This is a genomic window from Methanospirillum sp. (assembly GCF_035560735.1).
GTDB lineage: Archaea > Halobacteriota > Methanomicrobia > Methanomicrobiales > Methanospirillaceae > Methanospirillum.
The window spans coordinates 1-17,125 of record NZ_DATMYY010000396.1 but is presented as its reverse complement, the minus strand read 5'-3'; the positions used below and the strand labels follow the sequence as shown (position 1 = coordinate 17,125).

The following is a 17,125-nucleotide window of genomic DNA, read 5'->3' as shown; positions in this document are numbered from 1 at the left end:
CTCATGGTAACAATGGGGGCAATTGTCACCCGTAGGCTCCGGGAAGGCAAAACCTATGAAGATTTCAGAAAAGCATGGTTTCATACAGTAGGATTCGCGTCTGAAAACAGAATGTTCACCCTGATCAATATCGAGGATCCTCGAGAGGTCATTGTTATCGGACTGACTGAAAGTTCCATAGAGGATCTTATCGGCAAACTCAGGATAGATGTGAAAGAGCGACTAGAAAACCCACTTGATGAGGTGATTGAACCTGAAATAGGGAGAAAATTCGGGGTGATGGTCTCTGAAGATGACTTCTCATCAGAAGGATCCATAGAATATTCAGACCCATCTATCAGGGGAAAAAAGACTGATGTAAATGAGATACTAGGTAACATTCAGGATATCAGGTCTGCCTTTGCCAAAGCAGCCATGGAGAGATGAGGCTAAGAAATAACCCTATCATAAACCAGCCCTGATTACTGATAGAACCGCACATAGATTTGTGACCTGCACAATGTGATCGAATATTTACTGTGAATCTGATTCTACGCCCAAAATTACCGATGAACTAAAAAACGTTCTGGAATAGTCCAGATTGATTGCTTACTACTATGAAGTGCTAACCAATTGGACAGTAGAAATAATCTTACTTTTTACCATTACTTCGAGCGTGATGCTTGCGCAACCAATCACTTCCTTGCGATAATAACCAGACCATATGGATGTGTAATAACATCAGACGAGGTGAATGGAATTGTGGATAGAATCTCTTCAAGTTCTTCCTTTCGATACGCTGCCCGGACTGAAGTTTCAAAGCCTTTCTTAATCTCTTCAGAACTGCAACTGCCCTGCATGAAACTGAAGATCTCAGGAGAGAGATCGCATTTTAGATCGGTTACCATTACCCTCCCTCCTGGTTGGAGTACTCGGTAGATCTCAGAGAAGACTACTCTTGCATTCTCCCATTCGTGGAGCGATCCGTTAGAAAATGCCAGAGAGAACAGGTTATCTTCAAATGGCATCATTAGAGCGTTACCTTCCTGATACCTCACCCGATCTTTCAGATTATATGAGATGGCATTCTCTGTGGCGAGCCGTATCATCGCGGGACTTATCTCAAGCCCAGTGAGGGTTGTCCCATCAGTCTTTTTGACCCATTCAAGCCCATAATACCCAGGTCCTGGCCCGATTTCAAGACCGTTATCTTTGGGTTTGGTCTCTTTAATGAGGTCGTCGACCGGGAGATGACCTGCATCACGCAGACCACGTTGCATGATATTATATGCTACAACGGAGATCTCATCCTGAATTCCTTCTACTGTTTCTGGTACTCGTGTCTCAAACATAACTGGTATTTCCTTTAGAGAATATGGGAAGGGATCTGCCTCGTACCGTCTGTCAACAACCTCCTCCAACCGCAGAAGTTTCCCATCTTCGTAGGTAACAAGGGGAATCTTTACAGATTCCCGGTCCTTTTTAAAGGCGCAAATCTCGGTGATGAATGACATCTCATCCTCAACACCGGTAAAGCGGCTGCAAAGGCTGGCGAACTGATACCTCTCCTGTAGAGGCAATCTAGAAAGACGAGACTCAAGAAATCCATAGATCTTCTCTTCAGTCTCAAGAAGCCAGAGTTCTCCCTTTTCTGCAGGAACTACCCTGATGACTCTCCGGTTATCAGGATCCTGAACCCTGCGGACAAATCCCTCCCGTTCGAGATAATTTACAAGATCTGTTGCTGAGCTGGGTGTAACCCCAAGCATTCCGGCAATATCACCCATGCACACCGGAGAAAAGTACGATGTGTACAATATCTCAATAGCTCCAGGACTCAGGAGGTTTTTGCGTCCCTTGTCTGTTCCAAAGAGCATATTCATAACGGTGGCTACAAACCCCAGTGAGAGCCTGAGGTGTGAGGTTGGATCCATTGCATACATATTACGGATACCCGTAGTTATTAATATGTTACGGATGTCCGTAGCATTTTTAATTCAAGGCAATACTTGTTAAATATCTTCAGGGATCAGATAAGATCTCAAGAGAAAAGTATTCTGATTTACAATTAGATCAAGGAAATTCTTCCCAGGTGGAGAATCCAATCAGATAATTTACCCAACACCTAATAACAAAGCGATACCTGGGATGGTCACAAGAGAAAGGATGGTTGAAAAAAATACCCCTTTTGATGCGATCTCTGCATTCACTCCGTACTCTTCTGCAAGAAGAACTGTGTTGGCAGCAACCGGCATGGCAGCCAGAAGAACAGGAACACTTAGAAGAAGCGGGTCTGAAATAAATGGGCGAAGCAGAAAAAGAACAGCCAAAGGTATGATAACAAGTCTGAAGGCAGATACCACCCAGATTCTAAAGTCACCAAACATAGAGCAGAATGGTAGTGGTGCCAGAAGAGCACCGATAACAATCATCGCGAGTGGTGTGGTCACTGATCCGAGCATGGAGATCGAGTCTGAAATAGGAGACGGGATCGTAAACCCTGCAAAAAAGAGCAAAAGTCCAAGGAGAGATGACACCAGACCGGGAGAGAGAATCCGCTTAAGATCAGGATTCCTTGCAAGATCGGGACGAAGAAGAAAGACACCAACTGTGAATACAAGCAGCCCAAACGGGATATTGATGAGAGTCACGTAAAAGAGAGATTCATGCCCGAAGAGAGCCTGGCAGACAGGGTAACCCATGAACCCAAGGTTAGAGAAGATAAGCATGAATCTGAATACACCGGTCTCAAATTGTGAACCTGAAAGAAGGTATGGAACCAGAAATGCCGCAATGAATGATATTCCATACACAACAAGTTCTATCATGAAGATAATCACTATCTCGTGAACACGATCAGGAGTAACCGGAACCTGCATACTCTCAATAATCAGGCAGGGGAGAGTGATGTTTACAAGAAGTGATGACAAACCAGTCACACCAGAACGAGTAATTACCCCGGTGCGGTATGCGATATACCCTATTGCTATCAGGATAAACAGGGTGAGAATACTCTCAATGATCGGGAGGAGGTCCATGATTGATCACATCTTTGAAGGCCGGAAAAATCCAATTCATCATCTGGTCAGGGTCTCTTTTCATTCCTAACCGCGATGGTGAGAGACCAGGGCGTGAACCGGGTCAGACCATTAATATTCACATTTTTCTATTCATGATGTGTAAAACCTTTGCATAAAAACAAAGGAATCACCATATCGGGACAAAAGGAGTTTTAATAGACCCTAAAATCGCGGTCTTTACAGGAAGATTCTCCGGGATAATAAAACAGGAGACGTGGGTAACCTCATATCATCAGCAGTAGATGCATACGTAGTTACCCGGCCTTATAGATCATGTTACTTAAGGATATGAGGTCATTGAATCGAAAAATTTCTCATTATAACCTATCATAACCCAAAAAAAGTGCTCTGATAACATGAACAAGAATAAATTATTCATCGGAAACCTGCATTATTCGGTCACTGAAGACCAGTTACGAACATTGTTTGCGCCTTATGGCAATCTCATCAGCGTTAAAGTAATGCAGGGCAAAGGGTATGGATTCATTGAGATGGGCACACCCGAGCAGGCTCAGAAGATAAAAGATACTCTCAGTGAATCAGTATTCCAGGGAAGAAGACTGCTCATCGATGGTGTGCCGTCAAAGCAATCAGAGCCCAGGAAATGGGCTTCGTTATCTGATGAGCCATACAGACCAAAACGAAAACCTGACCAGCGAAATTATTCAGACAGGAAACCTCGATCAGAAGTACCTGTCCAGCCAGCAGAGCAGGCTCATCATCTCATCGATGTAACAGAAGAGTTTAAAAAATCTAAAAAACCTGAACCGAAACCGGAGAAGCCAGCAGTCCGTATCGGCCAATATGCAGCTCCGGTCTCTGATCAGAAGAGCCAGAAGGCAGTACATTCAGAGCATAAACCGCAAGAACCGGGTTTTAAGCAGGAAAAAGATAGTAGAGATCAACCAAATAGAAAACCCTCACAATCGCCGGTCCAGGGAAAAAAGACTAGTCAACCGGAAAACAGGGGAGATTCTAAACGCAAATCCAACGAAACAAAGCCTAAGAAAATAAAGGAAGCCCCACCAAAGAATCCGCATCCATACCAGGGGTCTAAGAAAGCGAAATCATTACCAAAACCTAATCGTGAACTAAAGCAGGATACACCCGAACCTCAGGAAGACGAAAGGGTAAGTTATCTCAAGTACATGGCATCAAAAGCTGGAAAGAAAGAATAGACCTTCTGAAATGACTCTCGAAGACGTTGAAAAGATACCGGTTGGGCTGGTCAGATGTGATAATTACGATGAAGACCTGATAGAACAGGCTGTCAGGGAAGTCATCGACCTGGTGGGTGGGATTAGCAGATTCTTAAAACCAGGCATGCATGTCCTCGTAAAGCCCAACCTTCTCATGGGAGCAGAACCTGCAAAAGCAGTCTGCACCCACCCCGCAGTGCTGAAGGCAGTCTGTACGATTATTACCGGACATGGCTGCACTGTGACCATTGCTGACAGTCCAGGGGCTGGAATCCCATATAAACCCCGAAACCTTATCAAAGCTTATGATCTTGCTGGGTACACTGAACTAGGCACTTGCCCTGACGTGACCTTAAACAAAGATACTTCATCACGAACAGTTTCATTTCCGGAAGGATTCTTTGTCAAGCAATTTGAGATCATCTCGCCAATTCTTGACGCCGATGCTGTTGTTGTGGTCTCAAAACTCAAGACCCATATCTACACTGGCCTAACCGGTGCAACAAAGAACATGTTTGGGGCAATCCCAGGCCTTGATAAGCCACCATATCATGCCCGGATGCAGGATGATCTCCTCTTCGGAAAGATGCTCCTTGACCTGAATCGCTGTGTGAAACCAGTACTCCAGGTGATGGATGCCATGGATATTATGGAAGGTGATGGGCCTATGGCTGGAACTCCTGCTCATCTGGGAGCCATTCTTGCAAGTCCCGATTATGTTGCCACTGATATTGTCGCAGCAAGACTGATCGGATTTGAACCACTCTCAATTGGGAGTATTAAAGCCGCTGAAGAACAGGGCCTGACCGATGAGAGCCGCATAGAGGTTAAAGGGGCAACGATCCAGGAACTAGCCCGACCTGATACAGTAAAACCACAAACTCAAATGCCAGGAGGTAGCAGTTCATGGATTCGAAGCCTTTTCCGTACAGTAGTATACCGACTGGCTGGATCATACACTCTGCATCCTCACCTTATCAAACGTAAATGTACCAGATGTCTAAAATGTGAGCGAATCTGTCCAGTAAGTGCAGTGAACCTTCAAAATGGGTACCCAACATTTGATAAAGGAACCTGTATCAGATGTTACTGCTGCCATGAGATGTGTGATTCACATGCTATAAACCTCCAGCCAGGACTGCTCTACCGGATACTGAGACCATTTATCAGGTAGCCCAGAATGAGCAGACAAGTAGGATGCTAAGGCTCTGCAATCAGGCAACAAGGTATTTTACCACTCATAGGTAACAGATCATCACATGTTGGAAACATTCCCTGGTTTTATCGATCTGTTCATCCATCTTGACAAATATCTTCCTGCGATGGTGGCTTCATATGGAAACCTCATCTACGGAATCCTATTCGTAATAATCTTCTGTGAGACCGGGCTTGTAGTAACTCCATTCCTTCCCGGGGACTCACTTCTCTTTATTTCCGGAACTGTTGCCGCCGTTGGAGGGCTCAACATCAGTATACTTCTGGTTCTCATCACCTCTGCGGCTATTATTGGAGACAACGTAAACTACTTCATCGGGAGGTTTGTTGGCCAGAAAATCCTTGAACTAAACCTGCCGATGATCAAAAAAGAACATCTTGATAAGACACACGAATACTTTGAAAAATATGGTCCGCTCACCATCATCGTTGCACGTTTTGCACCATTTGTACGGACATTTACCCCGTTCATCGCGGGAATGGGAGCAATGGAGTATAAAAAATTTCTTCCATATGATATCTGCGGAGGCATACTATGGGTCTGCACATTCACGCTAGCAGGATATTTCCTTGGAACTATCCCGGTGATCAAGGAAAATATGTCGCTAGTTGCTCTCATCATCATCGTGATCTCACTTGGGGCAGTTGGATCCATTCTCCTTGAAATTATCCGCTTCTTAAAGAATTGTATAACCTGCCGGAGAAAATAATACTCCAACCAGGTTTAGGCTCTTTTCGTAACTTTTTTGATCTCTCGTCACGATCTCATACCATGCGATACTATCCAGTTCCTGAATCTTCCATCCAGATGCCAGATGTAATAAAAGCTGTGAGAATGGCATTTTGGGATCATGGAAACGGGAACTTTAAAATGCCACCAAAGAGTTATGTTCCACTTCCAGGCGGAGATTTCAGGACCATGCCCTCATATCTTCCGAGTCTGAAAACTGCCGGTGTTAAGGTGGTAAACGTCCACCCCGATAACAGAGTACAGGGGCTCCCGACAGTGATGGGAACCATCATCCTTCTCGATCCGCCAACAGGAAGACCAGTTGCTATCCTTAATGCAACCGGACTAACAGATCTTCGCACAGGTGCTGCAGCAGCTGTGGCAACAAGTGCTCTTGCTCCGGTTAAACAAGGAACTCTGGGCATGATTGGCGCAGGACGACAGGCAAGGTCAGGCCTTTTAGCAATTAAGGAGGTATTTGGGATCGAATCAGTCAGAGTTTGGTCACGAAGCCTGAAGACTTCAGAACATCTGGTTGTTGAGTTCCCTGCATTGGATATCACGGTAACCAGCCCTGGACATGCAGCTGATTCAGATGTGCTGCTTACAACCACCCCATCAATAAAACCGGTTGTCATGAACGATTGGATCTCTGATGGAACTCACATCAACGCAATCGGGGCAGATGCGCCGGGAAAACAGGAACTTGAGTCAATTCTTCTTAAAAGAGCAGAGGTATTCGTAGACGACCTTGAGCAGGCAATTCACTCAGGAGAGATAAACGTGCCAATAAGCAGTGGTCTTCTCTGCCCGGATACCATTAGAGGAACTCTCGGAGAAGTACTGGTTGGAAAGATCCAACGAAGGAGTAGAGAGACCGTCACCATCTTTGACTCAACCGGGATAGCCATAACAGACCTTGCAGTAGCATCAGAAGCGGTAAAACAGGGAAGTTTCATCGAACTTCCTTTCCCAACAGGTTAATTTACTTACAGGAACGGATGCCACCAGGTGGGATAGCAATCTCAAATCGTGCACCAACTCCAAATTCTCCGCTCTCTATGATAGACAGTCCAGTTATCGAGAGGATCTCACGGGAGAGGAAGAGTCCAAATCCGGTGTTACTAAAATACCGTCGATTAAAGATATTCTCTTTCTCTGCCAGAGGAATGCCTCCCCCATCATCGGTACATACCAAAAAGGTCTGATCTTCACGTTTCTCAGTGGAAAAGGTAATTTTTGTCAAACCTTTTCCATACCGGAGAGAATTGTCTATCAGATTAAAAAAGACCTTCTCAAGCAGTGGATCTGCAAATATTTCGCAATAATGAACATCTATTGATAATGCGACCTCTCTGGTGTCGAGCAGATTGGCTGCTTTCTGGATCACTGAAGACAGATTCTGCCATAAAGGAGACTGAATCCCAACTGTCTGGTAGTCACGGGTAAAGAGGATTTGCCTTGTTATCGTATCAGCAGTCTTCTTCTCTTTTGCGATCAGTCCCTGGCTTTCATCATTGCCTGCTACCTCGTCAGAAAGTTCAAGATATCCACTCAGGGCAGTCAACTGATTGAGAATATCATGACGGGTAATACTTGAGAGAAGATTCAATTTTTTATTTGCGTTCTGGATTGCAGACTCAAATCGTTTTCTTTCAGAAATATCCCGACCTATTGAGAGAACCATCTGATCTCCCCGAAACTCATATGAATGGGAACTGATCTCAACAGGAACTGGTTCACCTGTTTTTGTCAAAAAAACGGATTCGTAGGTTGCATGTCCGGTTTTCTGAAGCATACTCATGTTATCAGGTTCACGAGCTTTCGAATCACTATCAAAAATATTAGACGGGGGAAGGTCAAGAAGTTCCTCACGGTGATATCCAAGCAGGCTACAGGCGGTATCGTTCACTTCAACAAACCTTTCAGGCTCCCCGTTAATAATCCTGAATAGGAAGATTGCATCATTTGCAAGGGTAAAGACAGTCCTAAACCGCTCCTCACTCTCTAGAAGGGAGTTTTCGACCATCTTTCGTTCAGTGATATCTTCCAGGGTCTCAACCGCACCGATCACCTTTCCTGTATCATCCCGTATTGGGGCAGCGGTAAAAAAGAGCCATGAACCTCCACCCATTGTCGGAAAGAAATCCACCGCCTGATATCCTCCTTCAATGAGTTGTGACTCTTCGTAATGTTCAGGAAAAGAGGTGCTTGTTGCAGCATCAGCACCATCTACGACCAGGTCTGCGATACAGGGACGCTTTTCATGATAAAAAGCACGCCAGTGCTGATCAGTTCCTACCATTTCTTCAGCAGCAAGGCTTGAGTAAGCCTCCAGAGCTGTGTTCCAATGGATAATCCGGTGGTCCCGATCTATCACAAACTGAGGAATCGGTGATCCTTTTACGATAGCCTGCAAGGTATTCTCGCTATCTCGCAGGGCTAGCTCTGCACGGATCCTCCCCGAGATATCTATTCCAATGGCAACATATTGTTTTGCTGAAAAATCAGCCCCGCCAAGTATCCTGGTATTCCATAGAATCTCTTTCTGCTCACCTGATTTAGTCAGGATGGTAGTTTGAAAATCCTGAAGGAACAGATTGTTATTTATGACTCTGGATATCGCAGAAGTCACCGATTGTCGATATATGGGATCAGGATAGAGTGCTTTCCATATCCAGGATCGGCCTGAAACTTCGCTCCCTGCATATCCGGTTATCTCTTCAGCGGCATGGTTCCAGATCACAATCTTCCCATCTTTATCTAGTACCATCAACCAGACATTGGCACTCATGATGATACTTTCCTGGAACCGTGTTAATGTCTGAATCTCTTCCTCCGCAGCTTTCTGATCAGAAATATCCTGCAGAACCTCGACTGCACCGATGATGACACCATCTGAATCACGGATAGGAGCAGCAGTAAAGTAGAGCCAACACCCCTGTTCACCGATCTCAGGGAAGAAATCCACTGCTTCATAAGCACCGTCGATAAGCCTGGATGGGGCATATTTTCCCAGATACCACCGGGGTATTTCTTCTATATTCTCCTGAACAAGGAGATCTGCAAGACAGGGTCGTTCAGAATGGTAAAACGCCCGCCAATGACGATTTGTGCCAATGGTCTCATCGGCTGTTATATTACTGTATTTCTCCAGAGCTTTGTTCCAATAGATCACCTGATGACCACTGTTTATAACAAAGAGGGGCACGGGTGACTCGTTTATCACTGCAGAAAGGATTGTTTCATTTCGTTTGAGTTGTTCATGAGTCTCAATCTGCTCAGTCATATCCCTGAAGGTCCCTTCAATGCCTGCAGGTCGCCCATCTTCCCCATAATAGATGTGACTACTTGTGGACACACGAACCGGAGTTCCATCATGCTTCTTCAGAGTGACGAGGTAGTTTGAAACCGATCCATTTCTATAAACATCAGAAATGAATCTGTCTCTTTCTGTAGGATCTGCATAAAAATCATCAGATATATTCTTGCCAAGACATTCTTCCAGTGTTTTATACCCCATCAGAGGCAGGACACTTGGGCTTACCATGACAAGCCGACCTTCAAGATCACTTCGATAAAAAATATCCTGGAGATTTTCAATAACACCCCGGTACTTGGACTCACTATCTGCCAAAGCCAGGGTTGCCTTTTTCTGGTTTGTTATATCCTCCAGGGTCTCGAGCGCCCCAATCACATTCCCTGTATCATCCCTGATGAGTGTTGCTGTAAACGAGAACCAAATCCCTCTTTTCCCCAAATGAGGAAAGAAATCAACACATGAATATGCATCAGACACTATTGCTGATCTAACAACTTTATCCCCGTACCATTCCTGCAGATGATCTACAAATCCGTCAAGAAGCAGATCCGCAAGACAAGGCCGCTCTTCCTGGTAGAAGACACGCCAATGTTGATCTGTTCCGATAATCTCTGATTCGTTAATACCGGTTGATACAACAAGGGCATTGTTCCAATGAATCACCCGGTGATCAGTATCTATCACAAACTGAGGGATAGGAGAACCTTGGAGGATGGCATTTAATTTTGCTTCATTTGACTTCAGTGCTTGTTCATTCCGGGCAATTGTCTGATACTGTGTCTGAAGTTCCTCCTCGGTTGAGAGGAGTTCCTCATATGAGGCCGCAAGTTCTTCTCCTTTTTTACGTAACTCTTCCTCGTTTCTTTTGCGGACAGTAATATCACGTATAATTCCGAGGAGAAGATTTTTTTCATTTACCATTATCCTGGTCAGACTGACCTCACTGTCAAATACGGTTCCGTCAGCCCGTTGGTGTTTCCATTCAAATAACAGGGGTTTTCCAGAGAGGGCTGTATTTATCTGGGCGGAACCTCTCTCTTGCGAAAGGGATCCATCGTCCTGATATTCAGGAGAAAAATCCATAGGGGAACGTCCTACGACCGCTTCCATTGGTTCTCCAAACAAAGCAGCAGCAGGTGGATTGCATTCAATGATCAGGGTATTATCCAGGAGAAGAATTGCATCGAAAGCTGAATCGAAGAGAGTATGGTACTTCTGTTCATTCTCCCTTAATGCCGATTCAGCCCGACGCCTACGAACCAGCTGCCGAATATGATTGCTCATTTCTGCAAACTGTGATGTGGGATCCCCTCCTTTCTGCAGGTAAAAATCTGCACCTTCTTTTAGTGCTGCAATCGCCACCTCTTCTCTGCCCCTTCCTGTGAAGATGATAAAAGGAATAGTGTTTCCACTACTGCGAATCTGTTTTAAAAACTCGATACCATCCATTCCAGGCATTTGGTAATCAGAAACAATGACATCAAAGACTTCAAGTTGTATACGTTCAAGAGCACGGCTGACTGAGAATTCTGTTTGTACTTGCAGTTCTCCGGTTTTTTCCAGAAATATTTTGCAGATCTCAAGAAGCATCTGCTCGTCATCAACATACAGCACTGAGATCAATGATCGGCCCCCCTATCAGTGTGGGTATTCTCGTTGATAACCAGATATTCTTTTCCATGGGGTTCCGCGGATAAAGGCATCAATTTTTTTTGTAGAAAAGAAATGATTACTCTTGATACCTGGTAATACTAATGAATTAGGTAGTGTATGTCACCAATAACGATCACCCTGCTTGGCACCAACGGCTGGTTCCCAACAAAAACCGGAAATACCCTTTCCATCTTCATACAGACACCGGAGGTAGCAATAATCCTGGATGCGGGAGACGGAATACACAAAGTCGCAGACATCTGTCCTGAAGTTCAGACACCGGCTTGTCTCTTCCTCTCACATTTTCATGTAGATCATATCAGCGGACTCCATACCCTTGCACGTCTCAGGTTCGCAAAAGGTCTTTCTATATATGGGCCACCTGGAACTAGCGATCTCCTCACATCATTCATAGGATATCCATTCACTGTTCCAATTACAGAACTGTCATATCATGTGACAATCACCGATCTCCCTGAAGGAAAAACAGTTTGTGAAATTCCAGTGACTGCTGCTCCTCTTGTCCATACCCAGATGGTCTATGGTTACAGGTTTGAACTCGGAAAGATCATTACTTTCTGTACCGATACCGGCCCATGTGAGAATTACCTAAAACTTGCTCAAAATGCTGACCTGCTGATCTCTGAATGCTCATATCTCCCCGGACAGGAGACACCAGCATGGCCGCATATGAACCCGGAGATGGCAATCGATGCTGCCATAAAAGCAGGTGCAAAGAGACTGGCACTCGTTCACTTTGCAGCTGATCTCTATACCAGCATCTCGATGAGACGAGACATCAGAAATGTTGTAGATATGGGGGATGACCTGATCATCGGAGAGGATGATATGGTCATCAGGTTGTAAAAAGAAACCCGCGGAAAGACCAGAGCCATCGGGTCTTTACATAGATACTTTTTTCCCGAGCAATACATGCCACTTCCAGATTGCTTCTGCCAGAACTAAAACTATCAGGATCATCAGGACAATAGAAATTAAGGTGAGAAGATACCCGGTTGCAGATTCCATCTTCAGGTAATTCAGGATATTCAGATACCCTGCATCAAGAGTAATCGGGATCATCACAATCCCCGGTATGGCAGTCACCCACATATATCGCCTCTGCCCCATTTTGATAAGAAGGGTGGTGCCCACGATAAGGGCAGTTGCAGCAAGCAACTGATTTGACATCCCGAATAATGGCCAGATGGTTGATATCTCACCGGTGTAGAGCAGATACCCCCAGGAGAAGGTGAAGACAATGCTGGTGATGATGATGCCGGGAAACCACCTCTTTTCAGAGAAACGGGGAATTACTCTGCCAAGTAGTTCCTGTAGCAGATATCTCCCAACACGTGTCCCGGTATCAACCGCAGTGAGCACAAATGCAGCCTCAAATAATATTGCAAAGTGATACCAGTAACTCATAAGACCCTGTAGGAAAGGAATCTTTGAGAAGATCGAAGCCATCCCAACTGCAAGTGAAACAGCACCGCCGGTACGTCCTGAAAGGGTCTCGCCAATCATCTGTTCAAGTTCCGGAAGCTGGACTGGAACCATCCCAAGTGTGCTGTAGACAGCAGGAGGGACATTAATGGCATAATAATCAGCAGGAATCATGGAGCTGGCTGCAACAAGGGCAACTATTGCAACAAATCCTTCCATCAGCATTGCCCCGTACCCAACCGGCAGAATATCCCTTTCGTTCGTTATCATCTTCGGTGTCGTTCCAGTGCCGATGATGGCATGAAATCCCGATAAGGCACCACAGGCTATTGTGATGAATAAAAACGGAATCGCAGGACCAGGGATGATGGGGCCTCCACCATTAAAGTATTCAGTCACTGCAGGCATCTGAATCTCTGGCTGAACAATAAAAATTCCAACTGCCAGAATCAAAATGGTGCCTATCTTAAGATATGTCGAAAGGTAATCCCTTGGGCAGAGCAGAAGCCAAACTGGCAAAATTGCTGCTAATACTCCATATACCGGGATCATGACCCTGAGAGGAATCTCCCCGAGGGTAAAGAAGGACGATATAAACGGGAGATGACCAAGAAACGGTCCAGCAATGATGACCAGGCTTAATAGGACAATACCGATGATTGTTCCTCCAAGGTAGTCAAACGGCCGAATCCGGTTCATATAATATCCCATGAATAGTGCTATTGGGATGGTTGAGAGCACAGTGAGAGTGTTTACCGGGCTCATGTAGAGAGCCTTTACCACAGCAAGGGAGAGACCGGCGAGTGTGAGCATCAGAATAAAAATGATCGCAAGGGAAGCGATGATCCCGGCACGCTTTCCAAGAAGATCCTCAGCAATGAGAGAGAGGCTCTGTCCACGATACCTGACTGAGGCAAAGAGAACGACAACATCATGCACAGCCCCTCCTACTACCGCTCCGATGAGGATCCATAATAATCCGGGTAGGTAACCAAACTGGGCTGCAAGAACAGGCCCGACAAGGGGGCCTGCTCCTGCAATTGCTGCAAAGTGATGACCAAACAGGACATATTTATTAGTAGGATAATAATCATGCCCGTCGTTTTCTGACTCTGCAGGCGTTCTTCGTGTTTCATCGAGTTTAAGAACACGTGTTGCGATGAACAGACCATAATAACGGTACCCGAGAGCAAAAACACAGATGGCAACAATAAGAATTATAACTGCATTCACAGCACACCAGAATAGTACCTTAGGAATAAATACCAATAAAGGATGAGTATCTGCCTTTCCATTGCTGCCAAGTCAGGGGTTTGGCGTTATCAGATACTTTCCGCCAGGATGTCTAACCTCAATCTGGTCACCCAATAGTACCTTAATCTGACCAGCATGAATTGACTGGTGATGATCCATACATACCACGAGCATATTCCTGGCAGTATCTAAGCCTCCTTCAGAGAGTGGTATAATGTGATGCACGGTGATCGGTGATTTACAGGCAAAATCCCTTAAGCCGTCAGTCAGGGCACAGATCTGGCATTCTCCATTATGCAACTGTTTCACAAGAAAAGAGAGAAATGTGTTTCTGCGCATTTGCATAGGGAGAATTCTTTTTTCCTCCTCCTTGATCATCTGCTGGAGATCATGACCCTGCTCAAGAAGGTTTGCATAAAGGCGGTGATATCTTCTCTGCGATGGGAGGGAAGAGAAATTTTGTCTGCTTGTAAGCAAATCATTCGGGGATTTTTCAACAGGGAAAAACTCTGACTGATACTCTGGAAAGACCTCAAGCAGCCTGAGAAGGAGGTCGGGTTCTTCTGTTCTGATCCGATGACTAATATCGGATTTCAGCAGAACTGCCTCAAAAACCTGGCGAGCCGTAACCGGGGTTAGACCGAAGGCAGGCCACCATTCTAGCAGGAGAGAAAGTTCAAGTTGATCAGCAATTGCAAATTTTAGCCTGCCTCGCTTATTCAGGATCATGTTGCCTATCGCATCTGAAGCATTGAGGTTGAGCAGAGTCTTAAGAGGGGAAGAGATGTTAAAAACCAATGCGATAAGGTGAGCATATGATGGAAAAACACACGTATATGGTCCTTCAGCCCGGGCAAACAAAAATTCAAGGAATGCGATCAGAGGTGCTTCGGTTCCGAGTATCAGAAGATCTACAGCAGGGTCATCCTGGCAGATATTGTGTATCCTTGGCAGGATAGCACATTCACCTGGAGATTTTTCGGAGAGAAGTTCAGCGGAAAAGTGATCAAACTGGCCCTGATACTTTTTCCAGTTCAGACGGGCCATACCTATTGAGGGGAACCGGGATTCTCATCACCAGAGTCCCGGTTTTCAGAGGATTTTTGCCGATCAGTTATCCCTCTCACATATTCGATAACACCAGTTATCTTTCCTGCTGCAGAATCAAAGAGTGGATACGAGTATACGTCTAGTGAACCCACCTTCTCTCCATTCCCTCTCCCTTTGATTATCTTGTGAGCAGGATGTCCGGTTCGCAATGTCCGGATAGCAGGGCAATCCTCACACGGGGTTGATGAATGATAATAGACCTCGTGGCACTTCTTCCCGGTGACAGATGTATCATCTGCTGAAAACTCGTCCATCGCCGGATTCGCCTTAATAATCCGAAGATCGGTGTCAAGAACAGTAATCCCATCCTGAATGCTTGAAAAGACGTCCCTGATAAACCCTTCGTCCTCCCTGATGCGAGCTTCTCCCCAGGCAAGGTCTTTGTACTGCTGTCGTAATTCTTCTTCGGTCGCCGTAAGTTGCTCATACGCTGCTTTGAGTTCATCCTGTTCACGTTTGTGATCTGTCACATCACGGATTGACTCGATTGCCCCAATGACTTCTCCTTCAGAATTATATAGTGGGGTCGCAGTAAACCAGAAGTAACCGCCTTTGCCTTCATATATGTGCGGAACTTCCATCTCTGAAAAGTACTTGTCTCCCTTTTTAGTCAGATTTTTGTAATAATTTTCAATCGAGAGATTACTCCGCAACACCACATCAATGAGCATCGGTCTTCTACAGCCCCAGAACGGCTCCGCATATGAGAAATCATCGGTTCCAAGTATTTCAGATCGCTCAATCCCGGTCATCTCTTCAATTGCATTATTCCATGCGATGACAGTACCATTCAGATCGATGGCGAAGGTGGCGTCTGGAAGGAAACTGATTATATCATTCAGACGCCGCTCACTGTCTCTGATCTGCTTCTCGTTTCGTGCAAGATCCTCAAACTGCTGACGCAGTTCCTCCTCAGCGGCTGCAAGTTGCTCATATGCTGCCTTGACCTCTTCTTCTGCTTTTTTCCTTGTTGTAATATCTCGGATGGACTCTATGGCACCGATAATAGTACCTTCAGAATTATAAATCGGGGAAGTTACAAGCCATAAATATCCCCCGGTACCTCCATTAAGCATCGGGACATATCGTTCAGCAATAAGTTTATTCCCTTTTCTGGTGATGGTTGGATACATCACCGTGGTTTCAGGAAAGTCATGAAGAACATGGTCAATAAGCAGTGGGCCTTTCTCACCAAAGAGATACAACGAATAGATTTGGTTTCCTTGCCCAATGATCTCACCTTTTCTGATACCACTCATCTCCTCTACTGCACGGTTCCAGGCGATAACCTTCCCATTAAGATCAATTGCAAACGTAGGATCAGGAAGGAAGTCGATGAGATCTTCCAGCATACGTTGAGAGTTACGCAGTTCCTCAGAAACTTTTATCCTTTCAGCTGCCAGTCTGACTTTATATTCAAGTTCCGCAAACTGTGACCGTGGTTCGCCACCTTTCTGTAGGTAGAAATCAGCACCATTATTCAGAGCATCAATTACAACATCTTCCCTGCCTTTTCCGGTAAAGAGAATGAAAGGAAGGGTATGCCAGGTCTTCCGGACTTCTTTCAGGAATTCAAGCCCGTCCATTTCAGGCATCTGGTAATCTGAAATCACACAGTCATACGTGGATTTAGTAAGGAGAGAAAGGGCCTCCAATGGAGATAAGACAATATCGACCATAAGGTTCCCTCCCCGTTCCAGGAAAATCTTCCCAATATCAAGAAGACCTGGTTCATCATCCACATACAGGACAGACAACATAGAGTTGTCTATACCTTGGCATCAAAAATATTAATCAGGATAGGTTTGAAATCCGGCAACCGGTCAGATATTCTTCTGCATCCAGACCGTGTCAAAGAACATTCCACTCTTCTTTCCCACATTCACAAATTTACCACAGTGAACAAACCCATGTTTTTGGTGAAACCTGATACTTCCTTCATTCAATGCTGATATCTGGGCAAGAATATTGCATATCCCGATTTCACGACCTTTCATCTCAAGAAACGATAACATATCTCCACCAATTCCTTTCCCGGTATAATCAGGGTTTATAAAGTAGGTGATCTCGGCAGTGTGTGCAAATGCAGGCATCGGATTATGAGGGCGGAGCATTCCAAACCCAACAAGTTGACCAT

At 45.2% G+C, this 17,125-nt stretch carries 13 protein-coding genes; 6 read left to right on the top strand and 7 right to left on the bottom strand.

The features are described from left to right. On the top strand, positions 1-426 hold a 426-nt coding region (locus VN429_RS11740), incomplete at its 5' end, for an ROK family protein (RefSeq protein WP_325633551.1). A 248-nt stretch (positions 427-674) separates the two neighbouring features. Here VN429_RS11740 and VN429_RS11735 read toward each other — a convergent pair. Both VN429_RS11735 and VN429_RS11730 read right to left on the bottom strand, forming a co-directional pair. Further along, entirely contained in the window at positions 675-1,922 is a 1,248-nt protein-coding gene (locus tag VN429_RS11735; RefSeq protein ID WP_325633549.1) for a methyltransferase domain-containing protein, read from the bottom strand. A 171-nt stretch (positions 1,923-2,093) separates the two neighbouring features. Beyond that, positions 2,094-3,017, bottom strand: coding sequence for an AEC family transporter (locus tag VN429_RS11730; RefSeq protein WP_325633547.1), 924 nt, complete (start codon positions 3,015-3,017; stop codon positions 2,094-2,096). 398 nt (positions 3,018-3,415) lie between these two features. On the opposite strand from VN429_RS11730, the gene VN429_RS11725 reads away from it, so the two are divergent. The 4 genes from VN429_RS11725 to VN429_RS11710 all read left to right on the top strand — a co-directional run bounded on the left by VN429_RS11725 (position 3,416) and on the right by VN429_RS11710 (position 7,187). Next, positions 3,416-4,237, top strand: coding sequence for an RNA recognition motif domain-containing protein (locus tag VN429_RS11725; RefSeq protein ID WP_325633545.1), 822 nt, complete (start codon positions 3,416-3,418; stop codon positions 4,235-4,237). Between the two features lie 10 nt (positions 4,238-4,247). Beyond that, a complete protein-coding gene (locus VN429_RS11720) occupies positions 4,248-5,432 on the top strand; it encodes a DUF362 domain-containing protein (protein ID WP_325633543.1) in 1,185 nt (394 codons plus the stop codon). Positions 5,433-5,517: 85 nt separating this feature from the next. Then, positions 5,518-6,183 carry a VTT domain-containing protein gene (locus VN429_RS11715; RefSeq protein WP_325633541.1) on the top strand — a complete coding sequence of 222 codons (666 nt, stop codon included), beginning with the start codon at positions 5,518-5,520 and terminating at the stop codon, positions 6,181-6,183. Between the two features lie 62 nt (positions 6,184-6,245). Next, positions 6,246-7,187 carry an ornithine cyclodeaminase family protein gene (locus VN429_RS11710; protein ID WP_325633539.1) on the top strand — a complete coding sequence of 314 codons (942 nt, stop codon included), beginning with the start codon at positions 6,246-6,248 and terminating at the stop codon, positions 7,185-7,187. A 1-nt stretch (position 7,188) separates the two neighbouring features. Here VN429_RS11710 and VN429_RS11705 read toward each other — a convergent pair whose 3' ends face one another. Beyond that, on the bottom strand, positions 7,189-11,139 hold the full coding sequence (locus VN429_RS11705) for a PAS domain S-box protein (RefSeq protein WP_325633553.1): 3,951 nt from the start codon (positions 11,137-11,139) through the stop codon (positions 7,189-7,191). A 156-nt stretch (positions 11,140-11,295) separates the two neighbouring features. Between VN429_RS11705 and VN429_RS11700 the strand changes: the two genes are divergently transcribed. Continuing rightward, positions 11,296-12,045 carry an MBL fold metallo-hydrolase gene (locus VN429_RS11700; RefSeq protein ID WP_325633537.1) on the top strand — a complete coding sequence of 250 codons (750 nt, stop codon included), beginning with the start codon at positions 11,296-11,298 and terminating at the stop codon, positions 12,043-12,045. Between the two features lie 36 nt (positions 12,046-12,081). On the opposite strand, the gene VN429_RS11695 is transcribed toward VN429_RS11700, so the two are convergent. The 4 genes from VN429_RS11695 to VN429_RS11680 all read right to left on the bottom strand — a co-directional run. Next, entirely contained in the window at positions 12,082-13,857 is a 1,776-nt protein-coding gene (locus VN429_RS11695; protein ID WP_325633535.1) for a carbon starvation CstA family protein, read from the bottom strand. Between the two features lie 72 nt (positions 13,858-13,929). Next, complete coding sequence (locus tag VN429_RS11690) at positions 13,930-14,925, bottom strand: HNH endonuclease (protein ID WP_325633533.1); 996 nt, start codon at positions 14,923-14,925, stop codon at positions 13,930-13,932. Between the two features lie 2 nt (positions 14,926-14,927). Next, positions 14,928-16,748 carry a PAS domain-containing response regulator gene (locus VN429_RS11685; RefSeq protein WP_325633530.1) on the bottom strand — a complete coding sequence of 607 codons (1,821 nt, stop codon included), beginning with the start codon at positions 16,746-16,748 and terminating at the stop codon, positions 14,928-14,930. 63 nt (positions 16,749-16,811) lie between these two features. Then, the coding region (locus VN429_RS11680) for a GNAT family N-acetyltransferase (protein WP_325633528.1) at positions 16,812-17,125 on the bottom strand (314 nt) is incomplete at its 5' end.